General features: G+C 46.9%; 32 protein-coding genes and 1 pseudogene. 24 read left to right on the top strand and 9 right to left on the bottom strand.

Annotated features, from left to right (window positions below):
* The first annotated feature begins 35 nt into the window (after positions 1–35).
* The 6 genes from BM331_RS00165 to BM331_RS00140 all read left to right on the top strand — a co-directional run bounded on the left by BM331_RS00165 (position 36) and on the right by BM331_RS00140 (position 3,573).
* Positions 36–383 (top strand): DUF488 domain-containing protein, encoded by a 348-nt coding sequence (locus BM331_RS00165; RefSeq protein WP_074926758.1) that lies wholly within the window; start codon positions 36–38, stop codon positions 381–383.
* 181 nt (positions 384–564) lie between these two features.
* The gene (ispF, locus tag BM331_RS00160) at positions 565–1,068 is read left to right on the top strand and encodes a 2-C-methyl-D-erythritol 2,4-cyclodiphosphate synthase (RefSeq protein ID WP_074926756.1); all 504 of its coding nucleotides are present in this window, start codon (positions 565–567) and stop codon (positions 1,066–1,068) included.
* Positions 1,068–1,634: an RNA 2',3'-cyclic phosphodiesterase gene (gene thpR, locus BM331_RS00155; protein ID WP_074925756.1), complete on the top strand. Its 567-nt coding sequence runs from the start codon at positions 1,068–1,070 to the stop codon at positions 1,632–1,634. Before ispF ends, thpR begins: the two co-directional genes overlap by 1 nt.
* A complete protein-coding gene (gene tsaB, locus BM331_RS00150; protein ID WP_074925754.1) occupies positions 1,615–2,292 on the top strand; it encodes a tRNA (adenosine(37)-N6)-threonylcarbamoyltransferase complex dimerization subunit type 1 TsaB in 678 nt (225 codons plus the stop codon). The genes thpR and tsaB overlap by 20 nt, the downstream gene beginning before the upstream one ends.
* Positions 2,289–2,777 (top strand): ribosomal protein S18-alanine N-acetyltransferase, encoded by a 489-nt coding sequence (gene rimI, locus BM331_RS00145; RefSeq protein WP_074925751.1) that lies wholly within the window; start codon positions 2,289–2,291, stop codon positions 2,775–2,777. The genes tsaB and rimI overlap by 4 nt, the downstream gene beginning before the upstream one ends.
* A gap of 58 nt (positions 2,778–2,835) precedes the next feature.
* The gene (locus BM331_RS00140; RefSeq protein WP_074925747.1) at positions 2,836–3,573 is read left to right on the top strand and encodes a uracil-DNA glycosylase; all 738 of its coding nucleotides are present in this window, start codon (positions 2,836–2,838) and stop codon (positions 3,571–3,573) included.
* A gap of 202 nt (positions 3,574–3,775) precedes the next feature.
* Here the strand turns inward: BM331_RS00140 and BM331_RS00135 are convergent, their stop codons facing one another.
* The 4 genes from BM331_RS00135 to BM331_RS00120 form a co-directional block, all read right to left on the bottom strand.
* Complete coding sequence (locus BM331_RS00135) at positions 3,776–4,135, bottom strand: HigA family addiction module antitoxin (protein ID WP_074925743.1); 360 nt, start codon at positions 4,133–4,135, stop codon at positions 3,776–3,778.
* Positions 4,136–4,153: 18 nt separating this feature from the next.
* Entirely contained in the window at positions 4,154–4,435 is a 282-nt protein-coding gene (locus BM331_RS00130; protein WP_074925740.1) for a type II toxin-antitoxin system RelE/ParE family toxin, read from the bottom strand.
* 201 nt (positions 4,436–4,636) lie between these two features.
* Complete coding sequence (locus tag BM331_RS00125) at positions 4,637–4,999, bottom strand: flagellar protein FlaG (protein ID WP_074925738.1); 363 nt, start codon at positions 4,997–4,999, stop codon at positions 4,637–4,639.
* A 500-nt stretch (positions 5,000–5,499) separates the two neighbouring features.
* The gene (locus BM331_RS00120) at positions 5,500–5,787 is read right to left on the bottom strand and encodes a GIY-YIG nuclease family protein (RefSeq protein WP_074925735.1); all 288 of its coding nucleotides are present in this window, start codon (positions 5,785–5,787) and stop codon (positions 5,500–5,502) included.
* Between the two features lie 9 nt (positions 5,788–5,796).
* Here BM331_RS00120 and BM331_RS11920 point away from each other — a divergent pair, with 9 nt between their 5' ends.
* Entirely contained in the window at positions 5,797–5,952 is a 156-nt protein-coding gene (locus BM331_RS11920) for a hypothetical protein (protein ID WP_218154520.1), read from the top strand.
* Between the two features lie 18 nt (positions 5,953–5,970).
* On the opposite strand, the gene BM331_RS00115 is transcribed toward BM331_RS11920, so the two are convergent.
* Positions 5,971–7,122 carry a flagellin gene (locus BM331_RS00115; protein ID WP_074925732.1) on the bottom strand — a complete coding sequence of 384 codons (1,152 nt, stop codon included), beginning with the start codon at positions 7,120–7,122 and terminating at the stop codon, positions 5,971–5,973.
* Between the two features lie 748 nt (positions 7,123–7,870).
* Between BM331_RS00115 and BM331_RS00110 the strand changes: the two genes are divergently transcribed.
* From BM331_RS00110 to BM331_RS00055, 11 genes are all read left to right on the top strand, one after another.
* On the top strand, positions 7,871–8,344 hold the full coding sequence (locus tag BM331_RS00110; protein WP_218154519.1) for a glycine-rich domain-containing protein: 474 nt from the start codon (positions 7,871–7,873) through the stop codon (positions 8,342–8,344).
* A 61-nt stretch (positions 8,345–8,405) separates the two neighbouring features.
* Positions 8,406–9,026, top strand: a complete 621-nt coding sequence (locus BM331_RS00105) for a hypothetical protein (protein ID WP_143000385.1) — start codon at positions 8,406–8,408, stop codon at positions 9,024–9,026.
* 697 nt (positions 9,027–9,723) lie between these two features.
* On the top strand, positions 9,724–9,963 hold the full coding sequence (locus BM331_RS00095) for a DUF4160 domain-containing protein (protein WP_074456278.1): 240 nt from the start codon (positions 9,724–9,726) through the stop codon (positions 9,961–9,963).
* The gene (locus BM331_RS00090; RefSeq protein WP_074456279.1) at positions 9,923–10,213 is read left to right on the top strand and encodes a DUF2442 domain-containing protein; all 291 of its coding nucleotides are present in this window, start codon (positions 9,923–9,925) and stop codon (positions 10,211–10,213) included. Before BM331_RS00095 ends, BM331_RS00090 begins: the two co-directional genes overlap by 41 nt.
* 265 nt (positions 10,214–10,478) lie before the next feature.
* Positions 10,479–10,745 (top strand): addiction module antidote protein, encoded by a 267-nt coding sequence (locus BM331_RS00085; RefSeq protein ID WP_074456280.1) that lies wholly within the window; start codon positions 10,479–10,481, stop codon positions 10,743–10,745.
* 254 nt (positions 10,746–10,999) lie between these two features.
* Complete coding sequence (locus BM331_RS00080) at positions 11,000–11,194, top strand: type II toxin-antitoxin system RelE/ParE family toxin (protein WP_256214742.1); 195 nt, start codon at positions 11,000–11,002, stop codon at positions 11,192–11,194.
* A gap of 12 nt (positions 11,195–11,206) precedes the next feature.
* On the top strand, positions 11,207–11,521 hold the full coding sequence (locus BM331_RS00075; protein ID WP_074925725.1) for a HigA family addiction module antitoxin: 315 nt from the start codon (positions 11,207–11,209) through the stop codon (positions 11,519–11,521).
* A gap of 279 nt (positions 11,522–11,800) precedes the next feature.
* Positions 11,801–12,046, top strand: a complete 246-nt coding sequence (locus BM331_RS00070) for a ParD-like family protein (protein WP_074925723.1) — start codon at positions 11,801–11,803, stop codon at positions 12,044–12,046.
* On the top strand, positions 12,030–12,311 hold the full coding sequence (locus tag BM331_RS00065) for a type II toxin-antitoxin system RelE/ParE family toxin (protein WP_074925720.1): 282 nt from the start codon (positions 12,030–12,032) through the stop codon (positions 12,309–12,311). The genes BM331_RS00070 and BM331_RS00065 overlap by 17 nt, the downstream gene beginning before the upstream one ends.
* Positions 12,312–13,150: 839 nt before the next feature.
* Positions 13,151–13,396, top strand: a complete 246-nt coding sequence (locus BM331_RS00060; protein WP_074925718.1) for a FitA-like ribbon-helix-helix domain-containing protein — start codon at positions 13,151–13,153, stop codon at positions 13,394–13,396.
* On the top strand, positions 13,393–13,800 hold the full coding sequence (locus BM331_RS00055; protein WP_074925716.1) for a type II toxin-antitoxin system VapC family toxin: 408 nt from the start codon (positions 13,393–13,395) through the stop codon (positions 13,798–13,800). Before BM331_RS00060 ends, BM331_RS00055 begins: the two co-directional genes overlap by 4 nt.
* Before the next feature lie 300 nt (positions 13,801–14,100).
* On the opposite strand, the gene BM331_RS00050 is transcribed toward BM331_RS00055, so the two are convergent.
* Positions 14,101–14,397, bottom strand: a complete 297-nt coding sequence (locus tag BM331_RS00050) for a type II toxin-antitoxin system RelE family toxin (RefSeq protein WP_074925713.1) — start codon at positions 14,395–14,397, stop codon at positions 14,101–14,103.
* Complete coding sequence (locus tag BM331_RS00045; protein ID WP_074925711.1) at positions 14,387–14,635, bottom strand: type II toxin-antitoxin system Phd/YefM family antitoxin; 249 nt, start codon at positions 14,633–14,635, stop codon at positions 14,387–14,389. The genes BM331_RS00050 and BM331_RS00045 overlap by 11 nt, the downstream gene beginning before the upstream one ends.
* A 111-nt stretch (positions 14,636–14,746) precedes the next feature.
* Between BM331_RS00045 and BM331_RS00040 the strand changes: the two are divergent.
* The 3 genes and pseudogenes from BM331_RS00040 to BM331_RS00030 form a co-directional block, all read left to right on the top strand.
* A pseudogene (locus tag BM331_RS00040) lies at positions 14,747–14,929 on the top strand (DUF4160 domain-containing protein); the annotation flags it as partial.
* 9 nt (positions 14,930–14,938) lie between these two features.
* Positions 14,939–16,043 (top strand): peptide chain release factor 2 gene (gene prfB, locus BM331_RS00035; RefSeq protein ID WP_143100907.1). Its coding sequence is split into 2 segments (ribosomal slippage): positions 14,939–15,019 and positions 15,021–16,043, totalling 1,104 coding nucleotides; the frame shifts between segments, so codons are not numbered across the junction.
* A 19-nt stretch (positions 16,044–16,062) separates the two neighbouring features.
* Positions 16,063–17,319: a putative Na+/H+ antiporter gene (locus tag BM331_RS00030; protein WP_074926754.1), complete on the top strand. Its 1,257-nt coding sequence runs from the start codon at positions 16,063–16,065 to the stop codon at positions 17,317–17,319.
* A gap of 119 nt (positions 17,320–17,438) precedes the next feature.
* On the opposite strand, the gene BM331_RS00025 is transcribed toward BM331_RS00030, so the two are convergent.
* On the bottom strand, positions 17,439–18,440 hold the full coding sequence (locus tag BM331_RS00025) for a 2-hydroxyacid dehydrogenase (protein ID WP_074925700.1): 1,002 nt from the start codon (positions 18,438–18,440) through the stop codon (positions 17,439–17,441).
* Between the two features lie 89 nt (positions 18,441–18,529).
* On the opposite strand from BM331_RS00025, the gene earP reads away from it, so the two are divergent.
* Positions 18,530–19,732, top strand: coding sequence for an elongation factor P maturation arginine rhamnosyltransferase EarP (gene earP, locus BM331_RS00020; protein ID WP_256214741.1), 1,203 nt, complete (start codon positions 18,530–18,532; stop codon positions 19,730–19,732).
* Positions 19,733–19,806: 74 nt separating this feature from the next.
* The gene (gene efp, locus BM331_RS00015) at positions 19,807–20,364 is read left to right on the top strand and encodes an elongation factor P (RefSeq protein WP_074925697.1); all 558 of its coding nucleotides are present in this window, start codon (positions 19,807–19,809) and stop codon (positions 20,362–20,364) included.
* 47 nt (positions 20,365–20,411) lie between these two features.
* Here the strand turns inward: efp and BM331_RS00010 are convergent, their stop codons facing one another.
* Positions 20,412–20,888, bottom strand: a complete 477-nt coding sequence (locus tag BM331_RS00010) for a hypothetical protein (RefSeq protein WP_074925694.1) — start codon at positions 20,886–20,888, stop codon at positions 20,412–20,414.
* A gap of 140 nt (positions 20,889–21,028) precedes the next feature.
* Between BM331_RS00010 and BM331_RS00005 the strand changes: the two genes are divergently transcribed.
* On the top strand, positions 21,029–21,367 hold the full coding sequence (locus BM331_RS00005; protein WP_074925692.1) for a hypothetical protein: 339 nt from the start codon (positions 21,029–21,031) through the stop codon (positions 21,365–21,367).
* The last annotated feature ends 142 nt before the right edge of the window (positions 21,368–21,509 follow it).

Raw genomic sequence — 21,509 nt, 5'->3', positions numbered from 1 at the left:
ATGACATGATTAAAGCATACGAGGTTTTAACCGAGATGGACATCCAAATTAAAAGAGCTTATGAATCAGCTGATCCTGCGGACGGTTGCCGTGTCCTGGTGGATAGACTTTGGCCGCGCGGACGAACCAAAGAGCAGGTGGCATGTGACCTGTGGCTGAAGGAAATCGCGCCTACCGCTGATTTGCGCAAATGGTTCAATCATGACCATGCAAAATGGGCGGAATTTGAGCAGTGCTATCGTGATGAATTATCTGCTAATCCTGGAGTGAAAACGTTGCTGGATAAGGCCGCTGAAGGGAAATTGACACTACTTTACGGGGCACACGACACCGAATGCAACCAGGCTGTAGTGTTACGGGATTATTTGCTGGCACAACACTGACAATTGCTTGTGTTTAGTAATTTGTGAAGAGCCAGCTCCGAATTCCTACAACTGGATTGGCCATGCGATAATTGTAAATTCTATTCGTACAGGAGCGTGCAGTCAGATGATTTCTGTTGTTCTTCAGGATTCGGGTGACCTGCTCGCTTCAGAACATATCAGAACATATTATCCAGCTACCATGAAAAAAATCAGAATCGGACAAGGGTTTGATATTCACCAGTTGGCTGCCGGGCGTAATCTCATCATTGGGGGTGTAACTATTCCGTATGAGAAGGGACTGCTGGGCCACTCAGATGCGGATGTGTTGCTGCATGCCTTATGTGATGCACTGCTGGGTGCTGCTGCCTTGGGGGATATTGGTCGGCATTTTTCCGATACGGATGCGCGTTTCAAAAATATCGACAGTCGCAAGCTGGTGCGCGAGGTTCACCGGCTGCTGACTGAAGCAGGTTATCGTATCGTGAATATCGATGCGACGATCATCGCCCAGGCACCTAAAATGGCCTCCCATATTCCCGGAATGATTACCAACATTGCACAGGATCTTGCCATGCCTGCTGGAGATATTAATATCAAGGCAAAAACTGCCGAGAAACTCGGTGCTGTCGGGCGTGGTGAAGGTATCGTCGCGGAAGTGATCTGCCTGATCGCTGACAGGAACGAAGGCGAAGCACAGTCATAATGCCCGGCGCTGCTCATTCTGTCAGGCTGTTCCTTGCATTGTGGCCGCAAGATATCGCAAGGGATCAATTAGCCAAACTGGCGCGGCAGCTGGTGGATGATTGTTCAGGCCGTTGCATTCAGTCGAAAAATCTGCATCTGACGTTGGCATTCATGGGCGAAATTGATCCAGGTAATATTCCACGATTGTGTCAGGCAGCCCCGATTATCCAACAATCTCCATTCAATTTGACCCTGGACAAGGTTCATTTCTGGAAAAAAGCCGGAGTCATGGTGGCCGGGACAAGTCAATGTCCAGCAGAATTAACTGCACTTGTGCAAGATCTGCAACACTTGCTTTCTGCCTTGAAAATCCGGTATGACGATACACATCTATTTACACCACACGTCACGCTGATAAGAAATGTAAGGCACTGCAGTTTGCCTGATTCAATCCAAGCGATTGATTGGCCGGTGACTCAATGGTCGTTGGTACAATCCCGGCAGACACCATACGAATCGGTCTATCAATCTCTTGCAGACTGGGCGCTTGAACCACAGGATTCCGATGAACATCATCGCGCTTGATACTTCTACCGAATACTGCTCCCTGGCTCTGTGGCTAAATGGAAACATTATCAGCAGGGAAAAGCTGGCGGGTCAGCGCCATTCCGAATTATTATTGCCGATGCTGCAAACCATGCTAACTGAAGCTGGTGTTGCCTTGAGCCAGATTGAGGGCATCGCTTTCGGAGCTGGCCCGGGTTCCTTTACCGGGTTGCGTATTGCCTGCGGCATTGCTCAGGGATTGGCTTTTGCACGGGATATTCCGGTAGTCGGGGTTAGTACACTGGAAGCCCTGGCGCAACAGGTGGATGCCTCTCGGGTGCTGGCGGCGCGGGATGCGCGCATGGGTGAACTCTATTTTGCAGCTTATGAAAAAATGGAAACCGGCTGGTTTCCTGTTCATGCTCCACTGCTATGTCGGCCAGAAACAGCTCCAGAGGTAATCGGGGAGGGATGGACGGGATGTGGCAGTGGTTTTGCTCTGCATCAATCAGTCTTGTCAAAAACTTACAGCGAAAACCTGCAACAGATTATTCCCGATTGTTACCCGCATGCGCGTGAAATTGCACAATTGGCAGCGATCAAGTTTGCCAATGGCGAGGGCAGGGCGGCAGAAGAGGCACTACCAGTGTATATCCGCAACAAGGTGGCACTGAAGGAAAGCGAACGACAGCGATGACACAGATCGGGGCACGCCCTTTTCAGATCAGAATTCGTGAAATGCGTCTGAGTGACCTCGAACAGGTTATTTGTATTGAGCACGAAATTTTTCTTTTTCCGTGGTCAATCGGCAATTTTAGTGATTCAATCAAGACAGGTCATCATTGCCAGGTGATGGTGCAGCAGCAGGGTGCCGAGCCGGATACCGATCTGGTAATGGGTTACAGCATTCTTATGATCGGGCCGGGTGAAGCGCATGTGCTGACGCTGGGTATGGGTTACGCCTGGCAAAATCAGGGGCTGGGCGGGGAGATGTTGCGCTATCTGATCGAACTTTCCAGAAAACACCAGGCAGAATTTATATTACTGGATGTGCGTGAATCCAATACCGGTGCGGCAAATCTGTATCGGCGACTGGGATTCCAGCAAATTGCCGTGCGCAAGGATTATTATCCAGCAATGTGCGGACGCGAGGATGCGCTGATCATGAGGCTGGAGCTATGATCCCGGGAATCTCGAATACCCTGACTTCTCATCCTGCCTGATCAGGAAAGACTCCGCCATGGATCCCAATCGTCTCAAAGAATTAGGCTTGCTACCCGTGTGGCGTGTTAGACCAGGCACCATTTCTGGGCAGCCGTCTGTTCAATCGTCTGATTCAAGAGAGTGCCCGACTGTGCATACAGAAACCGCTGTGGAATCTTCCATAGTTGATGACCGATCGGCTTTAATTGCGCGTGCAAACTGGGAGCAGCTACGGCAGATGGTGAGCAGTTGTACCGCTTGTCCACTCTGTCAGACGCGCAAGCAAACGGTATTTGGTGTGGGTGATGAACAGGCAGACTGGTTGTTTATTGGAGAAGGCCCGGGTGCCCGGGAAGACGCGCTGGGTGAACCGTTTGTCGGCCAGGCCGGGAAGCTGCTCGACAGCATGCTGCAGGCGATTAATCTCGGGCGCGAACAAGGTGTTTATATTACCAATGTCGTTAAATGCCGCCCACCGGATAATCGCAACCCGCTAGAAATAGAAGCACAGCAGTGCCGTCCCTATTTGCTGCGCCAGATTGCACTGATTCAACCCAGGTTGATCGTAACCTTGGGCAAGGTGGCCGCCCAGAATCTGCTGGCAACGGGCGACAGCATTGCCAGCTTGCGTGGCAGATTGCATGAATTTGCAGGTATTCCCCTAATTGCGACCTACCACCCGGCCTATCTGTTACGTTCGCTGACGGACAAGGCCAAGGCATGGGAAGACCTCTGTTTTGCCCGCAGAACCATGCAGACCTTGCGCGATAAGTAATTCCATTCCCAAATCAAAAATGACACGAAGGCGAGTCGCAGACAGTATAAATAATACGGCCAGGCGAAGCCGACAAAGTTAGTTTTGATTTAGAAATGGAATAATATCGTCCATTCAGTCTCGGGAACTGTTCCAGCGCTGCAATGTTATTTTATCCATTGTTTGATCACAAAATCCGCAATGCCTGACGGCATTCTGCTATTCATTGCTCCGCATTAGCAGGCGTAAAGCGTTGAATTCTACTTAACGCATCTCGCAAAGAGTGGCGGGCAATTGCCATATCATAATCCATTTGCAGCCCCATCCAGAATTCGGCGGTATTACCGAAATAGCAGGCCAGCCTCAATGCAGTATCAGTCGTAATTGCGCGGCGTTCCAGCACAATATCATTAATACGCGTAGCTGGAATTTGCAAAGCAAGGGAAAGCGCATGAGGCGTCATCTGCAAGGGCACAAGAAATTCTTCTCGCAGAATTTCACCAGGATGAACAGGGGGTAATTTTTCACCTTCAGCAATGTCACTGAAATCCATGTGCTCCAGGTCTTCGAATCGAATCGTCATAAAATAGACACTCCTTCCTCAATGGTAATCAATAATTTCAACATCAAACGCATCACCGGCTTCAAACCGGAAACAGATTCGCCATTGGTTATTAATACGAATACTCCATTGTCCAGTCCGATCAGAAGATAATTTCTCAAGCCTGTTCCCGGGAGGGATGCGCAATTCTTCTATGGAAGAGACGCGATGCAGCTGCACCAGTTTCCGACGAGCAATCTGAAGGATTTCCGGTGGCAAGCGTTTGACCTTTTCGTTGGCAAATAATGCTGCGGTTTCTTTTGTAGCGAAAGTTCTGATCATGTTTGCAACAATATAACGTCAAGCGTTAAACGTCAATGCACAAAAACAGACGAGGTATTGCTGCGAAGTTGTTTATTGATCCGTGAATAGCGAGGCTTAGTGGTTTACGGTGAGGCTGATTATTGCCGCCAGCCGGTTTTTACCCTGATGTTTGACGTCTGGCAGCGTTTGTAAGGATAGTTCCGCATGATTATTCCATCATCAGGCCTCGCCATTGAATAACAATCCCTGAATTTTTCCCAGCGCCCCCGCAATTCGGATGGCTTCTTCCGAAGGAATCTGGCGGATCACCTCCTGTGTTTGCACATCCACAATTTTGACCACGGTCTTGCCGGTATCCTCATCGATCGAGAATTTCAGGTTCTGTGAGAGCGTTTGCGTAAACTGCTGAATCTGGTTAACTGCCTCTACCACCTGCTCCGGTTTAATTTCGCTTTCGCTGATTTCAGCCGGAGGCTGGTGAGCGGCGGCCGTTTCCTGCTCCCCCGTCCGGGTAACTGGCACAGCCGGCTGAACGGGTGCTATCGCCCGCAGCATATCAGTAGCAACTGCGTTGATATCCATACCAATCTCCTTTTAATTACTGTTTGTAAACTGACTCATCATTGCACGGAAGCCTCAGCTGACACGGAGTATGCCGTCTTTGCCAAGCACTTGACGGAAAAAAACTGCCATTGCGAGCACTGGTGCGAAGCCACCCACCCCGTCTTTGCGAGGAAGCATAGCTGACGAAGCAATCCAGTAACCATCGTCACCATTAACAGCAATCCGGTAACTACCTGCATACTGGATGACCGCGTCACGTTGCTCCTCGTGATGACGAGAGCAATGCTGTCATTGCGAGGAAGCCGCAGGCTGACGTGGCAACCCAGGAAATCCAGTACAACCACCACAACGAAGAGAATTGGCAATTTTGCGCATTCTGCCAGCGTTGTTGCTGGATCGTCACAGCCTTGTCAGGCTTCGCGATGACGGAGTATGCCGTCTTTGCGAGTTGCGTAAGCAACGTGGCAACCCAGAAACGTTACGGAACAATCCGGCCCTTTCATTCCCATAACCACTGCTCACACAATTTCCTCATACAAATCTCGCCAATCCGGGTTTTGCGCTTCAATCAAGGCAAGTTTCCTGGCGCGGCTACCGGCCTTGATCTGCTTCTCCCGCAAAATCGCACTTTCCATTGACCCATGCTGCTCATACCAGACCAGCAACTTGCACTGGTATTTCTTGGTAAACCCTTCCACCACGCTTTCCCTGTGCTGCCAGGCGCGTTGTACAAGATCAGAAGTTACCCCCGTGTACAACGTATCATTACGCTTGCTAGCCATGATATAAACACACGGATCCTTCATCTTTACCTATTGCTGACAAAAAACACCATCCTGGCGTTGCTGCTGGATCGCCGCAGCCTTGTCAGGCTTCGCGATGACGGAGTGTGCCGTCTTTGCGAGCACTTCAGTGCGAAGCAATCCAGCAACAATCTGCGTTACTGGATTACTTCATGCCCGTGGCATTAGCGATGACGGGCGAGGGGCTTATCTCAACAGGGACAACACGTTGTTAGGCAGCGCATTGGCCTGCGCCAGCATCGCGACACCAGCCTGCTGCATAATCTGCGCACGAGTCAGTGCAGCCGTTTCAGCCGCGAAGTCAGTATCCTGAATGCGGCTGCGGGAAGCAGACAGGTTTTCGCTAGCCGTTTGTAAATTGGTTACAACTGAGCCAAAGCGATTCTGAATGGCTCCCAGATCAGCGCGAGCAGAGTTGACCGCCTTCAATGCCGCATCCATTGTTGTGATTGCTGTATCAGCCCCCGCTTCACTGGAAACATCCAATGCAGCAAAACCTGTTGAGGTTGTAGGAGCAGTGGTTCCGGCGGTCAGGCCAGTCGTCGCCGCGGTCGCAGCACCAGCGATCACGATGTTCGGTGTAGCAGTCACAGAGCCAGAGTTGGTTAATACCAACTGCTCCGGAGCGGAGGATAAAATCGTTGCATAAACGCCAGTTTGGGAGGAATAAGAGTTAATAGCGTTCATAATATTCGAGGCGCGGTTTGCAGCATTGGTATCAGCAGCAATGGCACCGACGCTTACCCCATTGATGGTCAGGTCACCGGCAGTAATTGCGGTAAATGCAGTAGCAGCAACTCCTGTTACCTGGGCTACGCTGGAAGTACCGAGATTAGCGCTCGTGGCATTTGTAATGCTGGCAATGCTGATCGTTTCACCAACGTTAGCACCAACTTGGAAAACCTTGTTGGAGAAACTGCCATCCAGCAGCTTGGTGCCGTTAAAGCTGGTCTGGCTAGCAACCCGGTTAATCTCTGCCTTTAATTGTGCGGCTTCTTTTTGCAGTGCAGCACGATCATCGTTGGAGTTAGTAGCATTACGCGATTGTACGGCCAGTTCACGGATACGCTGCAAGTTGTTGCCGATTTCACTCAACGCACCTTCTGCCGTTTGTGCCAATGAAATACCATCATTGGCGTTGCGCGCTGCTTGGTTGAGCCCGCGAATTTGTGAAGTCATGCGCTCGGAAATTGCTAGGCCAGCAGCATCATCCTTGGCGCTGTTGATGCGCAGCCCGCTGGATAAACGATTCAAGGCAGTATTCAGCGCATTTTGGGAAGAATTGAGGTTGCGCTGTGAATTGAGTGAGGCGATATTGGTATTGATAACTTGTGGCATTTTTGTTTCTCCTTCCGAGAAGTACTTTTTAAAGTATCGTGGTGCTCTTTAATAGCGAGCCCACCATCGTTTTCCGGCCCTGATCTGCATCTGTGTGCAGAATATTCAACCGCCGTTGAGAGCAGTAACGGACCGCGTAAGGAAAGGTTTAGAGGAATAAATAGAAAAACAACTTTTCTTTTTTAACCAGTGAAGACTGGAACTGAAGGAGAAATCAGCAGTTGTTTGGGCAATTGGTTAAAAACCGTCATTGCGAACGCGCAGCGTGAAGCAATCCAGCAGCAATGGTAACAAAGGCACTGGATTGCTTCGTCGGCTGCGCTTCCTCGCAAAGACAGTTTTCTCTTCGCCAGAGTGATACAAAAGTACCGCAATAGTAAAACCGTAAGGCTTTATAACAAGTGGCGAATGAGACTAAAGCTTTGCACTAGGCTCCCGTTATGTAGTTATAACAAATTTATTCTACTACCCGACTCAGCTGGATAAAGCTCTTAAACAGCTCGTTAATCAGGAAAATAAAACAATTTCGATACCATTGTGCCTGAATGGATTTCATTACATATCTGATTCAGTAGATTTTTAATAATGCATATGTCCTGATTTTCGGTGTGGATGGAATGTTTAAGAATTTGTTAGTGAAAAATTAGATTGTTAAATCTTCTTATACAAGGTGATGTGACAACAAACTGGATATTTGATGTTGTATAACATTATGTTATGAAATTTATTTAACCAACCGTGAGGTAAAATGATGAATGAAAAATCTTTAACCGATCTGGACTTGGAACCAATCATGGTCAAGGTCATGGATAAGGAAGAAGGCTTGGGCTGGTCTCTTGATTTCACAAGACGGGTAGCATCTGAGTACGAAAAATATTTAATTCTTTGCAAAGAAAATCCAGATGTAGCTGTCATCCCATCGTCTTCAGTGGACGATTTCTGGCATTTCCATATCTTGGATACACAAAAGTATCAGGAAGATTGCCAAAATTATTTTGGTTACTTTCTTCACCATTTTCCGTATTTCGGAATGCGTGGTAAGGAGGATGAAGAAAACCTGAAAGCGGCATGGGGTGATTCGCGCGTTCTCTACGAAGCTCGTTTTGGCAAACTTCCAACGGATCTTTGGTTAGCTAGCAAACGGTGTCCAAACTGCGGTCGCCGAGCTGATCCTTCGGGATACGCCATGGATCAGCGTCCAAAACTTGCTATTACAGCATAACTCTTCACTCCAGGGGACGTATCGTTTATAGTGCGTGCCCCTGACCTTCGGCTTGGGCTTCATGTCAAGAATTCTCCTCGTCCTTATCGTTGGTCTGCTGCTTATCGCTACTGTGGGTGGTATCTACTATGCTTACGTTGGATTTGATAAACCGTTCTCAACGAGCGGCGAAGACTGGGGTCAGTTCGGAGATTACTTTGGTGGAGTTTCTAGCGCACTTCTTGCTTTCATCAGCATTCTTCTTCTGGTTTACACAATTCATCTACAGAGTGAACAGCTATCTGGTGTGCAGCATGAAATGCTAAAGCGAGATCTGCTAGCGCATGTTACTAAAGCAGACGATGAGATCATGCATTGGCTTGAGCGTGAGCTCGCTGCCTTGAAATCCGGAGAAACAGTTGAGTTTGGAGACGTAGTCTGGGGAATCCTTGAACCAAACTACATCAATCCAAAGGAATTTAAACTCGCAACGGTGAGACTTCACAAACTGACATGTCTCTACTGTGAGGCACTTGCGTTGTATCGTGACAATATAGACCCCCACTTCATCTTCAAGTATCACCACCAAAAAGCACAATCACTTCTTAATTTTCTTAAAGATCACCAAAAACTATTGGATCGAATGGCAGGCCCATCCTTGCAGTTTTGCCAAATGCATTTGGATGGTAAGCACGAAGTCTAATGATTAGGGTTATATCATGATCGCGAAGTGAACCACGACATGAGCCGGTTGTTGAGCAAACCAGGAGCCGGGTTTTTGTGATCGGCCTTGGAGCTGGGCTGGAAGCCCGGTATTTTCACCGGAAAGCACTGCTGCCGGTTTCAGATATGCATAACTCGATAATTTCCTGCGGTTTATATTACGTTTTTCCCATTCTCAGCCGAGTATGGCTGTAACGCCGATCGGCGCATCTTCAATCATTGTGGATTACTCCTCAACTACTGGGTTGTCACGTCAGCCACGCTTCCTCGCAAGGACAAGTTACTCCGCAAAGACGGGGTCTTTTTACCGTCATCACGAAGCCTGACAAGGCTGTGGTGATCCAGAAACAAACAGTAACAGCAACAAAAAAGCTGGATTGCTTCGTCGGTCATACTTCCTCGCAAGGACGGTTTTTTGCCGCTTTCGCGAGGAATATCATGACGTACATCTTCCTAAATTGGACAGGAACCGAAGATGTAATAGAAACTTGCAATATTTATTATATCGACGGGATTGAAAAAATCGTAACAAAGTGGCGCGCACTTGGTTACATTACATAAAAAGATTTAGAGAACTGGGGCTAGTTCTTGAGTCAAGAAGACAAGCAGCCAGATGTTATTGATTCCAGTTTTCTGATTCTGGATCGTCAAAAACACGCAAACGTTGTATCATTTTTATGAGTCCAACTATATTTCGAGAAGGTGGCTTCCGGTTTTATTTCTTTTCCAGAGAGGAGCCCAGGATACATGTCCATGTTCATGGACAAAACGGGGAAGCAAAATTCTGGCTGGAGCCAGAGGTTAAACTTGCTCAAAATTATGGGCTATCTCCAAAAGAGCTGAGCGAAGCTTTATCCTTGATTAAGGAATATGAATATGACATCCATACAGCCTGGCGCAGACACTTCCACAGTTGAGGTGACCAATGTTTCAAAGCACGGTTTCTGGTTGCTGATATTTGATCAGGAAATATTTGTGCCATTTAAAGAGTTTCCCTGGTTTAGGGAAGCCTCGATCGGAAAATTACTAAATGTTGAGCTTCCTTCACCACACCATCTTTATTGGCCTGATCTGGATATAGATCTGGCTGTTGAATCTCTCTTGCATCCGGAACAATTTCCATTAATAGATCGTACTGGTTTAATTTCGCACGCTTCCACTGAATAGTGCATCTGGTTACCCTGTCATCAGGTTTAGGACATTTTCAGTGCGGATCGTGGTATCAATCTGATTCAGAAACCACAGTTACTTCCTGCCACGTTACGCTCGCAGTCGCAAGGACAGCTTTTTGCGATTTTCCCTGAATCGTCGAGTTTATTACATGCGTAAAGGTCCAATAGTTATCGTGCTGCTGACTGGTGGTGATAAATCTACCCAGGATGCAGATATTGTGCGTGCGATCACAATTGCGAAAGAGTGGAAGGAGTAATTTATGGCTGAAAATTTTTCCCGCTGGGATGTGGTGGAGCTGCTCAAAACAGATGAAGATATAAAGTTATATTTTGAAGCCTGTGCGGAAGAAGATCCGGGGGATGGTAGTCTCATTCGTGCTGCATTAGGTGATATTGCACGTGCCCGTGGAATGACTTGGCTTGCTCGTGAAACTGGCCTGACTCGTGAGGGACTTTATAAGGCTTTATCTCCTGACGGCAATCCGGAATTTTCTACAGTTATTAAGGTTATCAAGCGCTTGACTTGAAATTTCATATTAAGCCTGCTCATGTGAATTAACCTGCCTGATGCGCCGATTTGCGCATCCTCTAGCACCTGCATAGAAAACCAGGGCCAGATCTTGAATGAAGAAAACAAGTTGCCAAATACTATTGATTCCAGTTTTCCTGGTTTTTAAGTCATCAGCGGTGCAGTGATTCAAAAACCACGGTAATAATAATACACAAAATTACTGATTCCCCTTGTTGTAACAGTTGAGCTGGATTGCTTCGTCGGCTATGCGTGAAGCGCGCAAGTCGGAAGCTAGAGTTGGCGACTTGCCTCGAAGATTTGCGAGTTCCACCGAGCGATCACCTCCATGTACTTGGTGGTGATCGGAAAGGGCAATATTCAATTTCAATAAATAATCAGTGGCATATTTGCTTCCGATTCGTGGAAGGTGATGCTTACGATGTCGAGGTTTGCGACTATCACTGAAAGGAAGAAACCATGAGTGTTCCAAATTCAATCAAGATGAAGCGCAGGCCGACTCATCCGGGTGAAATGCTACGTGAGGATTTTCTTCCGGACTACAATTTGTCGGTTTCGGCTTTGGCAAAAGAGCTTGGGGTGTCACGCCAATCTGTGAATGAACTCCTGCGTAAACGGCGTGCTGTTAGTCCTGAAATGGCGCTTCGGTTAGCGCGATTTTTTGGTAATTCGGCAGAATTTTGGATTAACGCACAAGGCGCAGTGGATCTGTGGGATGCTGCGCGGACGATAGAGAGCGAAATTGCGAAAATTCAGCCATTGGCACATGCTTGACGATTAAAGTCGTGTTGTGATCATGGCCCCTGCTATCGAGTTTATTACATACGCAAAGGCCCGATAGTGGAGATCGGGGCCAGGTCGCGAATCAAGAAAATAAATATAACAAGTATTATTGATCCCGGATCTGACTTTGAAAGATTGAAAGATTGAAAGATAGCCGTTTTATCATTGCGATATGCCAAAAGTGCGGAGCAATCCAGCCTCCAAACTTAGCTTTTCCACATTTGTAGTAAGATGATGATAGTGAGTATTTTGGCAAACATGGAGGTTATTATGAATACTTCAATATCTATTCGCATCGATCAGACGTTGTATGAACAGGCACGCAGCGAGGCTCTGGTTGAGCACCGTACCATCGCCGGTCAGATCGAGTACTGGGCCAGGGTGGGGCGTGTTGCACTGGATAATCCTGATCTACCGGTGAGTTTTATCGCTGAATCGCTGGCTTCGATGGCCGAGCCTCGCAGCGAGGCTACAGATTTTGTACCCCGGTCGGCCGCTGATGAGCTACGGGGTTAAGCAAACCCGGAGATTCGCCCGCGCCTATAAGAAATTACACGGTAATGTCGCACGGAACGTTGATGCCGCGATTGAGGTCGTGGCAGCCAGGCCGGCAATAGGTGAGCGCAAAAAAGGGGATCTGGCGGAGCTCCTGGTCTATAAATTCCACAGCCAAAATCAGTTATATCTGCTCGGCTACAGTATCGATGAGGCTGTGTATCTGGTGTATCTCGAAGCAGTCGGGCCGCACGAAAATTTCTATCGCGATCTCAAGCATTCGTAAGGAAAGCGGGAAACAAGAGGAGAGAAGCCACGGTTTCCTGACTGGCTTGCTGCTTCATTCTGATGAGAACAGTTATGCCGTGATCGCGAAGCAACCCACGATATGAACCGATTGTTGAACAGACCCGGCTCCGGGTTCTCTGGAAACTGCTTTTTAATCTACTTTGAAGTTGGACTGAAGAACCGGTGCTCAGATCTGAATAATCTGATAATTTCTGCGGTTTACATCACGTTTTCCCTTCCTCAGCCAAGATATGTCTGTAGTGCCGATCGGTGCATCTTTAATCATTCTGGATTGCTTCGTCGGCTGCGCCTTCTCGCAAGGACGACTTTTTTCCATTCTCGTGAGGAGCAAAGCAATGTGGCGATTCAGCTATAACACCAGCAAAGTGCTCGAAACCTTATTTCTGAAATTTGAAAGAAACTGATTGAGATTGGGTAAGCAAGGCGTAATCAGAATGGAAGATTACAATATTTTATTCATGAAGTTGTTTAATTCAAATCTTACTGAATAATGGGTTTTGTTATATCTCCATTTACAAGGAAGTATTTACTGCTTGATGGTGCGAATAAATATCGAGTGCCTAAGAATTTGTTCAAGGTCTCGATCAAGGGATGCAGTGCAAGATAAAATTGAACAAAAAAGCGGAGCATACTTGTTGAAGTATGTGAGCATTTTGAGTTCGATTTCAACGTCGTAATGCGCCCTTTAGTGAGATATTGAACAGGTTTTTACGGAAATCAGGTGGTTTAATGCCAGTTGTTTACTTGTGGAATCAGTAGGTTGAATATAGAATGGAACCATTATGGTTTTATTTTAATGATGGAATTTAAAGTGCTATGTCTACAACCTTAACGTTGAAAAATATTCCGGATGAGGTGTATGAGCGGCTCAAAGTTGTCGCAAAGGCGAATCGTCGCAGCCTCAACAGTGAAATTATCATGTGCCTTGAGACTGTGCTCATGTCAACCAGGATTTCTTCGAAAGAGCGATTGGCACGCGCTCGTCAGTTACGCGCCAAGTTGAATGTTGAAGAATTTCAAGCAGACGATATTGACATCATGAAAAAGCAGGGACGCCCATGATCGTCGTGGATTCAAATGTGCTGGCGTATTTTTACCTGCCCGGCGAATACACTGCCACTGCAGAAGCGTTATTTGAACATGACGCTGATTGGGCAGCGCCGGTTTTATGGCGAAGTGAATTCAGAAACATTTTGACCGGGTATCTCAGGCGTGGAAGTTTGACATTCTCACAGGCATATCATCTCCAGCGCGAGGCAGAAGATTTACTCGCTGGGGCCGAGTATGAGGTAGATTCATTCAGCGTTTTGGAGTTGGTGCGTGACAGCGAATGTTCAGCTTATTACTGTGAATTTGTCGCGCTGGCGATGAAATTGGGCGCAAAGCTGGTAACAATGGATGGCAAGCTGCTAAAAGCATTTCCGGGTGTTGCTTTCGCACTTTCTGCCATTCACCAGCTGTATTAAAGAATCTCCACGAGCCCTTTAATATTTCGCTGAAAAGTGCGGAAACCGGGGCCAGATCTTGAATAAATAGGCTATCAGAGATGTTAACTAATTCCAGCTTCCTTGGTTTTAAACCATTAGCAGCGCAATGATTTGAAAACCACGGTAATAATAATGCGCAAAATTACTGATTTTCTCTGTTGTAATAGTTGTGCTGGATTGCTTCCCAACTACTGGGTTGCCACGTCAGCTATGCTTCCTCGCAATGACAAGTTACTCCACAAAGACGGGATCTTTTTACCGTCATCCTATGCTTGCATTTCAGTATTTGCTACGCAATCGTGATAAAGCGATAGCGTAAATTTCATTGCGGTCGCGTTTGCCAATAGCGATGACAGTTACTGTAATCGTTTGATCTTCAACGGTATACACGAGGCGGTAGCCAAGTCGCCGCAATTTGATTTTGTATATGTTTTTGGCTCCAGACAAAGCTGCCGAATGTATATGAGGATTTTCCAATCTTTCCTTGAGTTTTTTCTTGAATTGTTCTTTGGTAGTACGATCGAGCTTTTTCCATTCCTTAAGGGCAGATTTTTTAAATTCCAGTTTATAGGTCATCGAGCGAGACTTTAACGCTGGGTTCGTCTATACGCTCTTTCACAATTTTTAGTAGTTCGATGTCATCGAGTAGTTCTATCATTGCTTCGTAGGCAGCGGCAGGTATGCAGTAAAAAGCGGGTTCGTTGTGGTTTAGCACAGCGATGGGCATGCCTTTGCCGCTGGCCACGACCTTCATCGGGTTGGCTTTAAGTTCGGAGATACTGGCTGCAATTTCAGTAAGTATTTTATTTGGCATGGCTTTGATCAGAAGATTAAGAGGAATAACAAGACCAAATTATAGGTCTTTATAATAGTCTTGTAAAATTAAGAGCAAACCGTCAAATGTTATTGATTCCAGTTTTATTTCTTTTCCAGAGAGGAGCCCAGAATACAGATCCATGTTCATGGACAAAACGGGGAAGCAAAATTCTGGTTGGAGCCAGAAGTTAAACTTGCTCAAAATTATGGGTTATCTCTAAAAGAGCCAAGGAAGCTTATCCTTGATTTATGTACCAATTCGACTTGCAGTATAATCAACGGTTTTGGGTGAGATACTGCCATGGAAGCTGAACACATTAATGCTCTGACCGGACAGGTGGATGATTTAAAGCACAGGGGTGAAATTTTACGGAGGTATCTTTGACTTTGATGCCAAGCAAGTACGACTGACAGAGCTTGAGCGTCAATCTGAAGATCCTGCCATCTGGAATGACCCGGCACGTGCCCAGGAATTAGGGCGAGAAAAAAAATCCCTGGAAAATATCGTATTTACCCTGCAATCGATTGATCGCCAGTTACAGGATGCGCATGAATTGCTGCAGATCGCTCAGGAAGAAAGCGATGATGAAACTTTGCACAGTATTTCCGAGGATGTAGCGGGACTTGCCAGAACTGTGGAAGAAATGGAGTTTCACCGGATGTTTTCAGATCCGATGGATCCCAATAACTGTTTCATTGATATTCAATCCGGTTCTGGTGGAACCGAAGCACAGGACTGGGCATCGATGCTGGAAAGAATGTATTTACATTATTGTGAACGACGTGGCCTGGCAGTGGAATTGCTGGAAGAATCTCCCGGTGATGTGGCCGGTATCAAGAGTGCGACAATTAAAGTAAGCGGTGAATATGCGTATGGTTACTTGCGCACGGAAACCGGTGTTCACCGGCTGGTACGTAAATCTCCTTTTGATTCAGGAAATCGTCGGCATACTTCCTTTGCCAGTGTATTTGTCTATCCGGAAGTAGATGACAGTATAGAAATCGATATCAACCCGGCGGATCTGCGAGTGGATACCTATCGCGCTTCCGGGGCGGGTGGGCAGCACATCAACAAAACTGATTCAGCTGTCAGAATCACGCATATTCCAACCGGGATCGTTGTTCAATGCCAGAGCGGACGCTCTCAGCATCGGAACCGTGCCGATGCTATGACAGTGTTGAAATCCCGCCTGTATGAAGCGGAATTGAGAAAGCGCAATGAAACCAAGCAGGCCGTCGAAGATTCCAAAACTGACATCGGCTGGGGGCACCAGATTCGCTCCTATGTTCTGGATCAATCCCGCATCAAGGATTTGCGCACCAATATCGAGATTGGCAATACCCAGGCAGTGCTGGATGGGGATTTAGATGTGTTTATCGAAGCCAGTTTAAAGCAAGGCGTATAACGCCCATGATACGAAAATGATGACACCGACTGCTGTGGAGTTGATGGGTACGATATTGTTTGTCCTGGCTATTTTGCACACGTTTACTACCGGTTTTTTCAAGCGATTGGCCTCTATCCAGCCGACTCACGCCGGGCTGTGGCATTTGCTGGGTGAAGTGGAAGTGGTGTTTGGCTTCTGGGCGATGGTACTGGTTGTCATGCTGTTTATTGCCGATAGTGAAAAAGCAGCAATACATTACATTGATTCACGCAATTTCACTGAGCCGATGTTCGTGTTTGCCATTATGGTGGTCGCTGGAACTCGCCCAATCCTGCGGACAGCAACGATTGCTGTGGATTTTTTCGCCCGTATCATACCCTTGCCGGGTAGCATGGGATTTTACTTTACCGTGTTAACACTGGTTCCTTTGCTCGGCTCATTCATTACCGAGCCGGCGGCCATGACACTGGCTGCACTGATCCTGGCAGAACGTATCTTCGTGAAGGGTATTACCACACATATGAAGTACGCCACGTTGGCCGTGCTATTTGTGAATATTTCTATTGGTGGCACACTCACACACTTTGCCGCTCCTCCGATTCTGATGGTAGCCGGAAAATGGGGCTGGGATACCATGTTCATGCTGTCAACATTCGGCTGGAAAGCAGTTGTTGCCGTTGTTATAAATGCCTTATGTACGACACTGCTGTTCCGCGAAGAACTGCGATTGCTGCCAGAAACAGAAAGTAACCGTAGTGATACTGTTCCGTTTGCCCTGACATGTATCCATCTGGCTTTTCTCGTAGGTATCGTGATTTTTTCTCACCATCCCGCGATGTTTATGGGGCTGTTCCTCTTTTTTCTGGGAATTGCTCATGCCTATCAGCATTATCAGGATCGTTTAATCTTGCGTGAAGGATTACTGGTGGCTTTTTTTCTGGCTGGGCTGGTGGTACTGGGTGGCCAGCAGCAATGGTGGCTGCAGCCGGTATTGATGAGTATGACCAGTGATCAGATGTTTCTGGGTGCAACCATTCTGACCGCTTTTACTGACAACGCTGCGCTGACCTATCTGGGTTCACTGGTTGAAGGGTTATCCGACAGCCATAAATATGCCCTGGCCAGTGGAGCAGTGACAGGAGGCGGTTTAACTGTCATTGCCAATGCCCCGAACCCGGCAGGGGTAACTATTCTGCGCAACTACTTCGATGATGAAGCAGTGCACCCATTCAGATTACTGCTGTTTGCATTGCTGCCTACCCTCATTGCAGCGCTGTCTTTCCGGCTATTGTAATTGGAAATTTTTTATCCATTTTTTTGATACCACAATTTCTAATCAAGTTGCAGGCCGATGGCATTCGAAGCCTTGCAGTATATTGACTCCCATACAAACCATAGGCGGATATTGAAAAGTTATCCATTATTTTTACCGACTTCATTAATTAGCACCTCTCCCTCTATAAACTGCCTTACGTTATCCAGTGTTGTGAGGGCAATCTGATCCAGTGCTTCCTGGGTGAAAAACCCTTGGTGTGCAGTGATCAGGACGTTGGGAAAGGTCATGAGCCGGGCGATAGTGTCATCATGGAGGATCTGTTCAGAGAGGTTCTGGAAAAACAGATCGGCTTCCTGTTCGTAGACATCAATACCCAGATAACCGATTTTTCCTGTTTTTAACCCGGCGATCACGGTTTTGGTGTCGATCAACCCGCCACGGCTGGTGTTGATCAGCATGATACCTGCTTTCATTTGTGCAATTGTTTCGCTGTTGATGAGATAGCGCGTTGCTTCATTCAGTGGGCAGTGCAGCGAGAGAATATCGCATTGGGGGAAGAGCTCGCTCGTGGAGACATACGGAATGCCCATTGCTTCCACAGCAGATTTTTTTATCGGATCACAGGCCAGGATGTTGCAGCCCAGGCCGTGCAGGATGCGGCAAAATACTTCCCCGATATGGCCGGTACCAATAACGCCTACTGTTTTTTTGTAGAGATCGAAACCAAGCAAGCCGTTCAACGAAAAATTATGTTCGCGGACACGGTTATACGCTTTGTGCGTTTTACGGTTAAGCGTCATGATCATTGCCAGTGCATGTTCTGCCACAGCGTGAGGGGAGTAAGCCGGAACCCGTACTACCTTGATATTACACGCCCGAGCTGCTTTGAGATCCACGTTATTAAAGCCGGCACAGCGCAGGGCGATGAGCTGGATATTCAATTGAGAAAGCTGGCGAATGACATTTTCATTGAGTATATCATTGACGAAAACACAAACCACCTCACTTCCTCTGGCGAGAGATACAGTGTGCTCGGTCAATTTTTCTTCCAGAAAAACAAGTTCAAGGCGCGAATCGGCTTGATGTTTGAGGAATGATTCACGGTCATACGGTTGGGTGCTGAAAAAGGTAATTTTCATTGGCATATTTCCGGCAGAAACAGCAAGATAAATGGAAGGTAAGGGGTGATTCGTTTGATGAAAACTGAACGTATCGGGAAATTTCCGGAATGTCAAACAAGGTAATGCTGCAACTTATCTGGTTGAAGAAAAGTAAAATGGTGCGCTGGGATATTTTCTGTCATGTCGTTGATAACTATGGCGATGTTGGCGTTTGCTGGCGCCTAGCATGTCAGTTGGCTACAGAATTTGGCATGACAGTGCGTTTGCTGGTGGATGATTTAGGGTCATTACAGCGAATTTATCCGGAGATTGATAGCAATCTGACAGTTCAGCATATCCGGAACATACAGATTCTACATTGGGCTAAGCCGTTTCCGGATCTTGTTCCGGCAGATGTCGTGATTGAGGCGTTCGGCTGTGAATTACCAGCCAATTATGTGACGGCGATGGCTGCGGCTCCATCCCAGGCTGCAGATTCTGCGGATACGAAAGAGAGGGCGGAGTGCATGTGGATCAACCTGGAGTACTTATCTGCTGAATCATGGGTGGAAGGCTGCCACAGGCTGGCTTCACCACATCCGCGTCTGCCATTGACCAAATATTTCTTTTTTCCTGGTTTTGCTGCGGCAACTGGGGGGGTGATACGGGAGGCAGGGTTGTTTACACAACGCGATTCCCTGCAATCTGATCCGAAAAAACTGTGGTATGAACTGGGTATTCCTGTTCCTGCTTCTGACGAAACTATCGTTTCCCTATTTTGCTATGACCATGCGCCAGTTGGCCATTTGTTGGAAGCATGGGTTACTTCAACTTCACCTGTGCGATGTTTGTTGCCGGAAGGTGTGGCCTCGCGACAAGCGGCCACATGGGCAGGAAAATCACACCTGATAGCAGGGGATAGCGTGCAGCGCGGTAATCTAGTGTTGCAGGTGATTCCTTTTATGTCACAAGAAAATTATGACCGTTTATTGTGGGGGTGCGATTGTAATTTTGTGCGGGGCGAGGATTCTTTTATGCGTGCGCAATGGGCAGCACGGCCGGTAATCTGGCAAATTTATCTGCAGCAGGAAGATGCGCATCTTCCCAAACTTGAGGCTTTTCTGAATCTTTATTGTCAGGGATTGGTCCAAGAGGCAGCTAAGGCGCTGCGAGCACTGCATCAAGGTTGGAATAATAATGAACAGCTGGACTGGGATAATTTCTGGCGATATCACAAGGCGTTGCAGCAACATGCTATAGCCTGGGCTGAACAGCTTGCTCAGGCCCCTGATTTGGCTTCCAATCTAGTGAATTTTTGCAGAAACCGGTAGTTATTTCTTCATTGCACCAAGGAAGTCAAAGTATAATATCCTTTTTTTTCCTTGACTTATATTGATTAGAATAGATGAAAACAGCTCAAGAACTTCGTGTAGGCAATGTGTTTATGCTCGGCAAAGACCCTATGGTTGTGCTGAAAACTGAATTCACCAAATCCGGGCGTAATTCCTCGGTTGTGAAAATGAAATACAAAAATCTGCTGACAGAATCGCCTGGTGAAGCAGCGTACAAGGCAGACGATAAATTTGATATTGTCGTGCTGGAGAAAAAAGAAGTGAGCTACTCGTATTATGCCAGCCCCATGTATGTGTTTATGGACGCCGAGTTCAATCAGTATGAAGTTGAAGAAGAAACCATGAGTGATGTACTCAGTTTTCTGGAAGACGGCATGCCGTGCGAAGTTGTGTTTTATAACGACAAACCTATTTCGGTTGAGATGCCGAATTCTGTCGTACGCGAAATTATCTACACTGAACCCGCAATCAAAGGTGATACATCAGGTAAGGTAATGAAATCAGCTAAAATTGTCACTGGCTTCGAATTGCCGGTACCGTTGTTTTGTGAAATCGGTGACAAGATCGAAATTGATACCCGTACACGCGAATATCGCAGTCGTGTAAAATAAACTCTGAATAATCAAATATTTCTCAAGCTGCTCCAAATAATCCTGTTCTATTCGGAGCAGCCAAGAATCAAGAAAACAGCAATCAATTTGGACTTAACATAACGAAAATCCTCCGGTGTTTTTATGCCAGCAACATGGACATACAATTTCGTATAATTTACATTCTCGTAAATTTTTCCGTTTGAAGCCGCTTCTGCTGGGCCTTGCGGCGTCATTGACAATATGGAAATGACAAGTCCGCCTACGATCATCCTTGCTGCGTTTTCTCCTGATTTCTTCAGGTAGTCTTCAAACACTTTTCTTCTTTTCTCGTCTTTTTCGGTAACTAGGTTGCTGGCTGCGACTACGTTTCCGATTTCTTCCCCGATGTATTCCGCTAATTGGTAGCAAATTGCTGCTGGTAGTCCAGCGTGCCCTGTCTTTGCAAGTCTTAGCGTACTGTCCCTTACTCCCAGTATTCGAGCCAGTTCTATTTGCTTTCCGGCCTTTTTCTCACCTATTTCTATATATGTTTTGATGTCCACTTTCTTTTCTCTTTGACAGTTTGAATTTTAACTGGTATTTTCCCCGAGAACAGTTTGAATATTAACTGTTTAATTACCAACTGTTTATTCTACATCAAACAATAGCCTCGTTTGCAACAAGGTTATTATGGGAAGGGGAAATGTCAATAGAATCAAGCATTACGCCATATCCGGCACTTAATCAATTGTCATTGCAGTACAGTATTTTCGGCTTTCTGCTGCGCAACATCACCAAACCCGGTAATCACTTCGCCGCCCGCTGCTACCTCTCTGCGCTTGACGATACAAACTCGCTGCCGCCCGGCCAGATATTTAACCTTCTTACCGTTCTTGATTTCTATTATGAGACTGAGCGATTCCAGACCGAAAGAGGAGCTTTAGCGACGATTGAGGGAAGGGGGCGCGATGGGCGAAAAAGACTTTACGTTCCAGTAACACGTAAAGTTAGTCTCACTGTTGAGACTTTTGGTCGTTTTTAGTCATGGAAATCTCTCCGGTTTTCATCGACTACGCGACCATCCGCCAAGATTATATCGGTGGCGATTTACCTGTCCTCAATGATGGTCGTGTGTTCAGGGTTGATCCTGATGGTGAGGTTGAGTATTCAACCGATGTTCGCTG

The sequence above is a fragment of the Nitrosomonas eutropha genome (assembly GCF_900116685.1).
Lineage (GTDB): Bacteria > Pseudomonadota > Gammaproteobacteria > Burkholderiales > Nitrosomonadaceae > Nitrosomonas > Nitrosomonas eutropha_A.
The sequence above is the reverse complement of the archived record's forward strand: the minus strand, read 5'-3'. Positions and strand labels throughout refer to the sequence as shown.

Bases quoted from the DNA above. Each gene is read 5' to 3' on its own strand.
- BM331_RS00130 (WP_074925740.1), bottom strand. From the start codon at position 4,435: ATGATCAGAACTTTCGCTACAAAAGAAACCGCAGCATTATTTGCCAAC.
- BM331_RS00070 (WP_074925723.1), top strand. From the start codon at position 11,801: ATGAATACTTCAATATCTATTCGCATCGATCAGACGTTGTATGAACAG.
- thpR (WP_074925756.1), top strand. From the start codon at position 1,068: ATGCCCGGCGCTGCTCATTCTGTCAGGCTGTTCCTTGCATTGTGGCCG.
- BM331_RS00135 (WP_074925743.1), bottom strand. From the start codon at position 4,135: ATGACGATTCGATTCGAAGACCTGGAGCACATGGATTTCAGTGACATT.
- BM331_RS00105 (WP_143000385.1), top strand. From the start codon at position 8,406: ATGTCAAGAATTCTCCTCGTCCTTATCGTTGGTCTGCTGCTTATCGCT.
- rimI (WP_074925751.1), top strand. From the start codon at position 2,289: ATGACACAGATCGGGGCACGCCCTTTTCAGATCAGAATTCGTGAAATG.
- earP (WP_256214741.1), top strand. From the start codon at position 18,530: ATGTCAAACAAGGTAATGCTGCAACTTATCTGGTTGAAGAAAAGTAAA.
- BM331_RS00045 (WP_074925711.1), bottom strand. From the start codon at position 14,635: ATGCCAAATAAAATACTTACTGAAATTGCAGCCAGTATCTCCGAACTT.
- BM331_RS00050 (WP_074925713.1), bottom strand. From the start codon at position 14,397: ATGACCTATAAACTGGAATTTAAAAAATCTGCCCTTAAGGAATGGAAA.
- BM331_RS00060 (WP_074925718.1), top strand. From the start codon at position 13,151: ATGTCTACAACCTTAACGTTGAAAAATATTCCGGATGAGGTGTATGAG.
- efp (WP_074925697.1), top strand. From the start codon at position 19,807: ATGAAAACAGCTCAAGAACTTCGTGTAGGCAATGTGTTTATGCTCGGC.
- ispF (WP_074926756.1), top strand. From the start codon at position 565: ATGAAAAAAATCAGAATCGGACAAGGGTTTGATATTCACCAGTTGGCT.
- tsaB (WP_074925754.1), top strand. From the start codon at position 1,615: ATGAACATCATCGCGCTTGATACTTCTACCGAATACTGCTCCCTGGCT.
- BM331_RS00025 (WP_074925700.1), bottom strand. From the start codon at position 18,440: ATGAAAATTACCTTTTTCAGCACCCAACCGTATGACCGTGAATCATTC.
- BM331_RS00085 (WP_074456280.1), top strand. From the start codon at position 10,479: ATGGCTGAAAATTTTTCCCGCTGGGATGTGGTGGAGCTGCTCAAAACA.
- BM331_RS00115 (WP_074925732.1), bottom strand. From the start codon at position 7,122: ATGCCACAAGTTATCAATACCAATATCGCCTCACTCAATTCACAGCGC.
- BM331_RS00165 (WP_074926758.1), top strand. From the start codon at position 36: ATGGACATCCAAATTAAAAGAGCTTATGAATCAGCTGATCCTGCGGAC.
- BM331_RS00065 (WP_074925720.1), top strand. From the start codon at position 12,030: ATGAGCTACGGGGTTAAGCAAACCCGGAGATTCGCCCGCGCCTATAAG.
- BM331_RS00075 (WP_074925725.1), top strand. From the start codon at position 11,207: ATGAGTGTTCCAAATTCAATCAAGATGAAGCGCAGGCCGACTCATCCG.
- BM331_RS00090 (WP_074456279.1), top strand. From the start codon at position 9,923: ATGACATCCATACAGCCTGGCGCAGACACTTCCACAGTTGAGGTGACC.
- BM331_RS00030 (WP_074926754.1), top strand. From the start codon at position 16,063: ATGACACCGACTGCTGTGGAGTTGATGGGTACGATATTGTTTGTCCTG.
- BM331_RS00120 (WP_074925735.1), bottom strand. From the start codon at position 5,787: ATGAAGGATCCGTGTGTTTATATCATGGCTAGCAAGCGTAATGATACG.
- BM331_RS00055 (WP_074925716.1), top strand. From the start codon at position 13,393: ATGATCGTCGTGGATTCAAATGTGCTGGCGTATTTTTACCTGCCCGGC.
- BM331_RS00140 (WP_074925747.1), top strand. From the start codon at position 2,836: ATGGATCCCAATCGTCTCAAAGAATTAGGCTTGCTACCCGTGTGGCGT.
- BM331_RS00110 (WP_218154519.1), top strand. From the start codon at position 7,871: ATGATGAATGAAAAATCTTTAACCGATCTGGACTTGGAACCAATCATG.
- BM331_RS00125 (WP_074925738.1), bottom strand. From the start codon at position 4,999: ATGGATATCAACGCAGTTGCTACTGATATGCTGCGGGCGATAGCACCC.
- BM331_RS00095 (WP_074456278.1), top strand. From the start codon at position 9,724: ATGAGTCCAACTATATTTCGAGAAGGTGGCTTCCGGTTTTATTTCTTT.
- BM331_RS00005 (WP_074925692.1), top strand. From the start codon at position 21,029: ATGTCAATAGAATCAAGCATTACGCCATATCCGGCACTTAATCAATTG.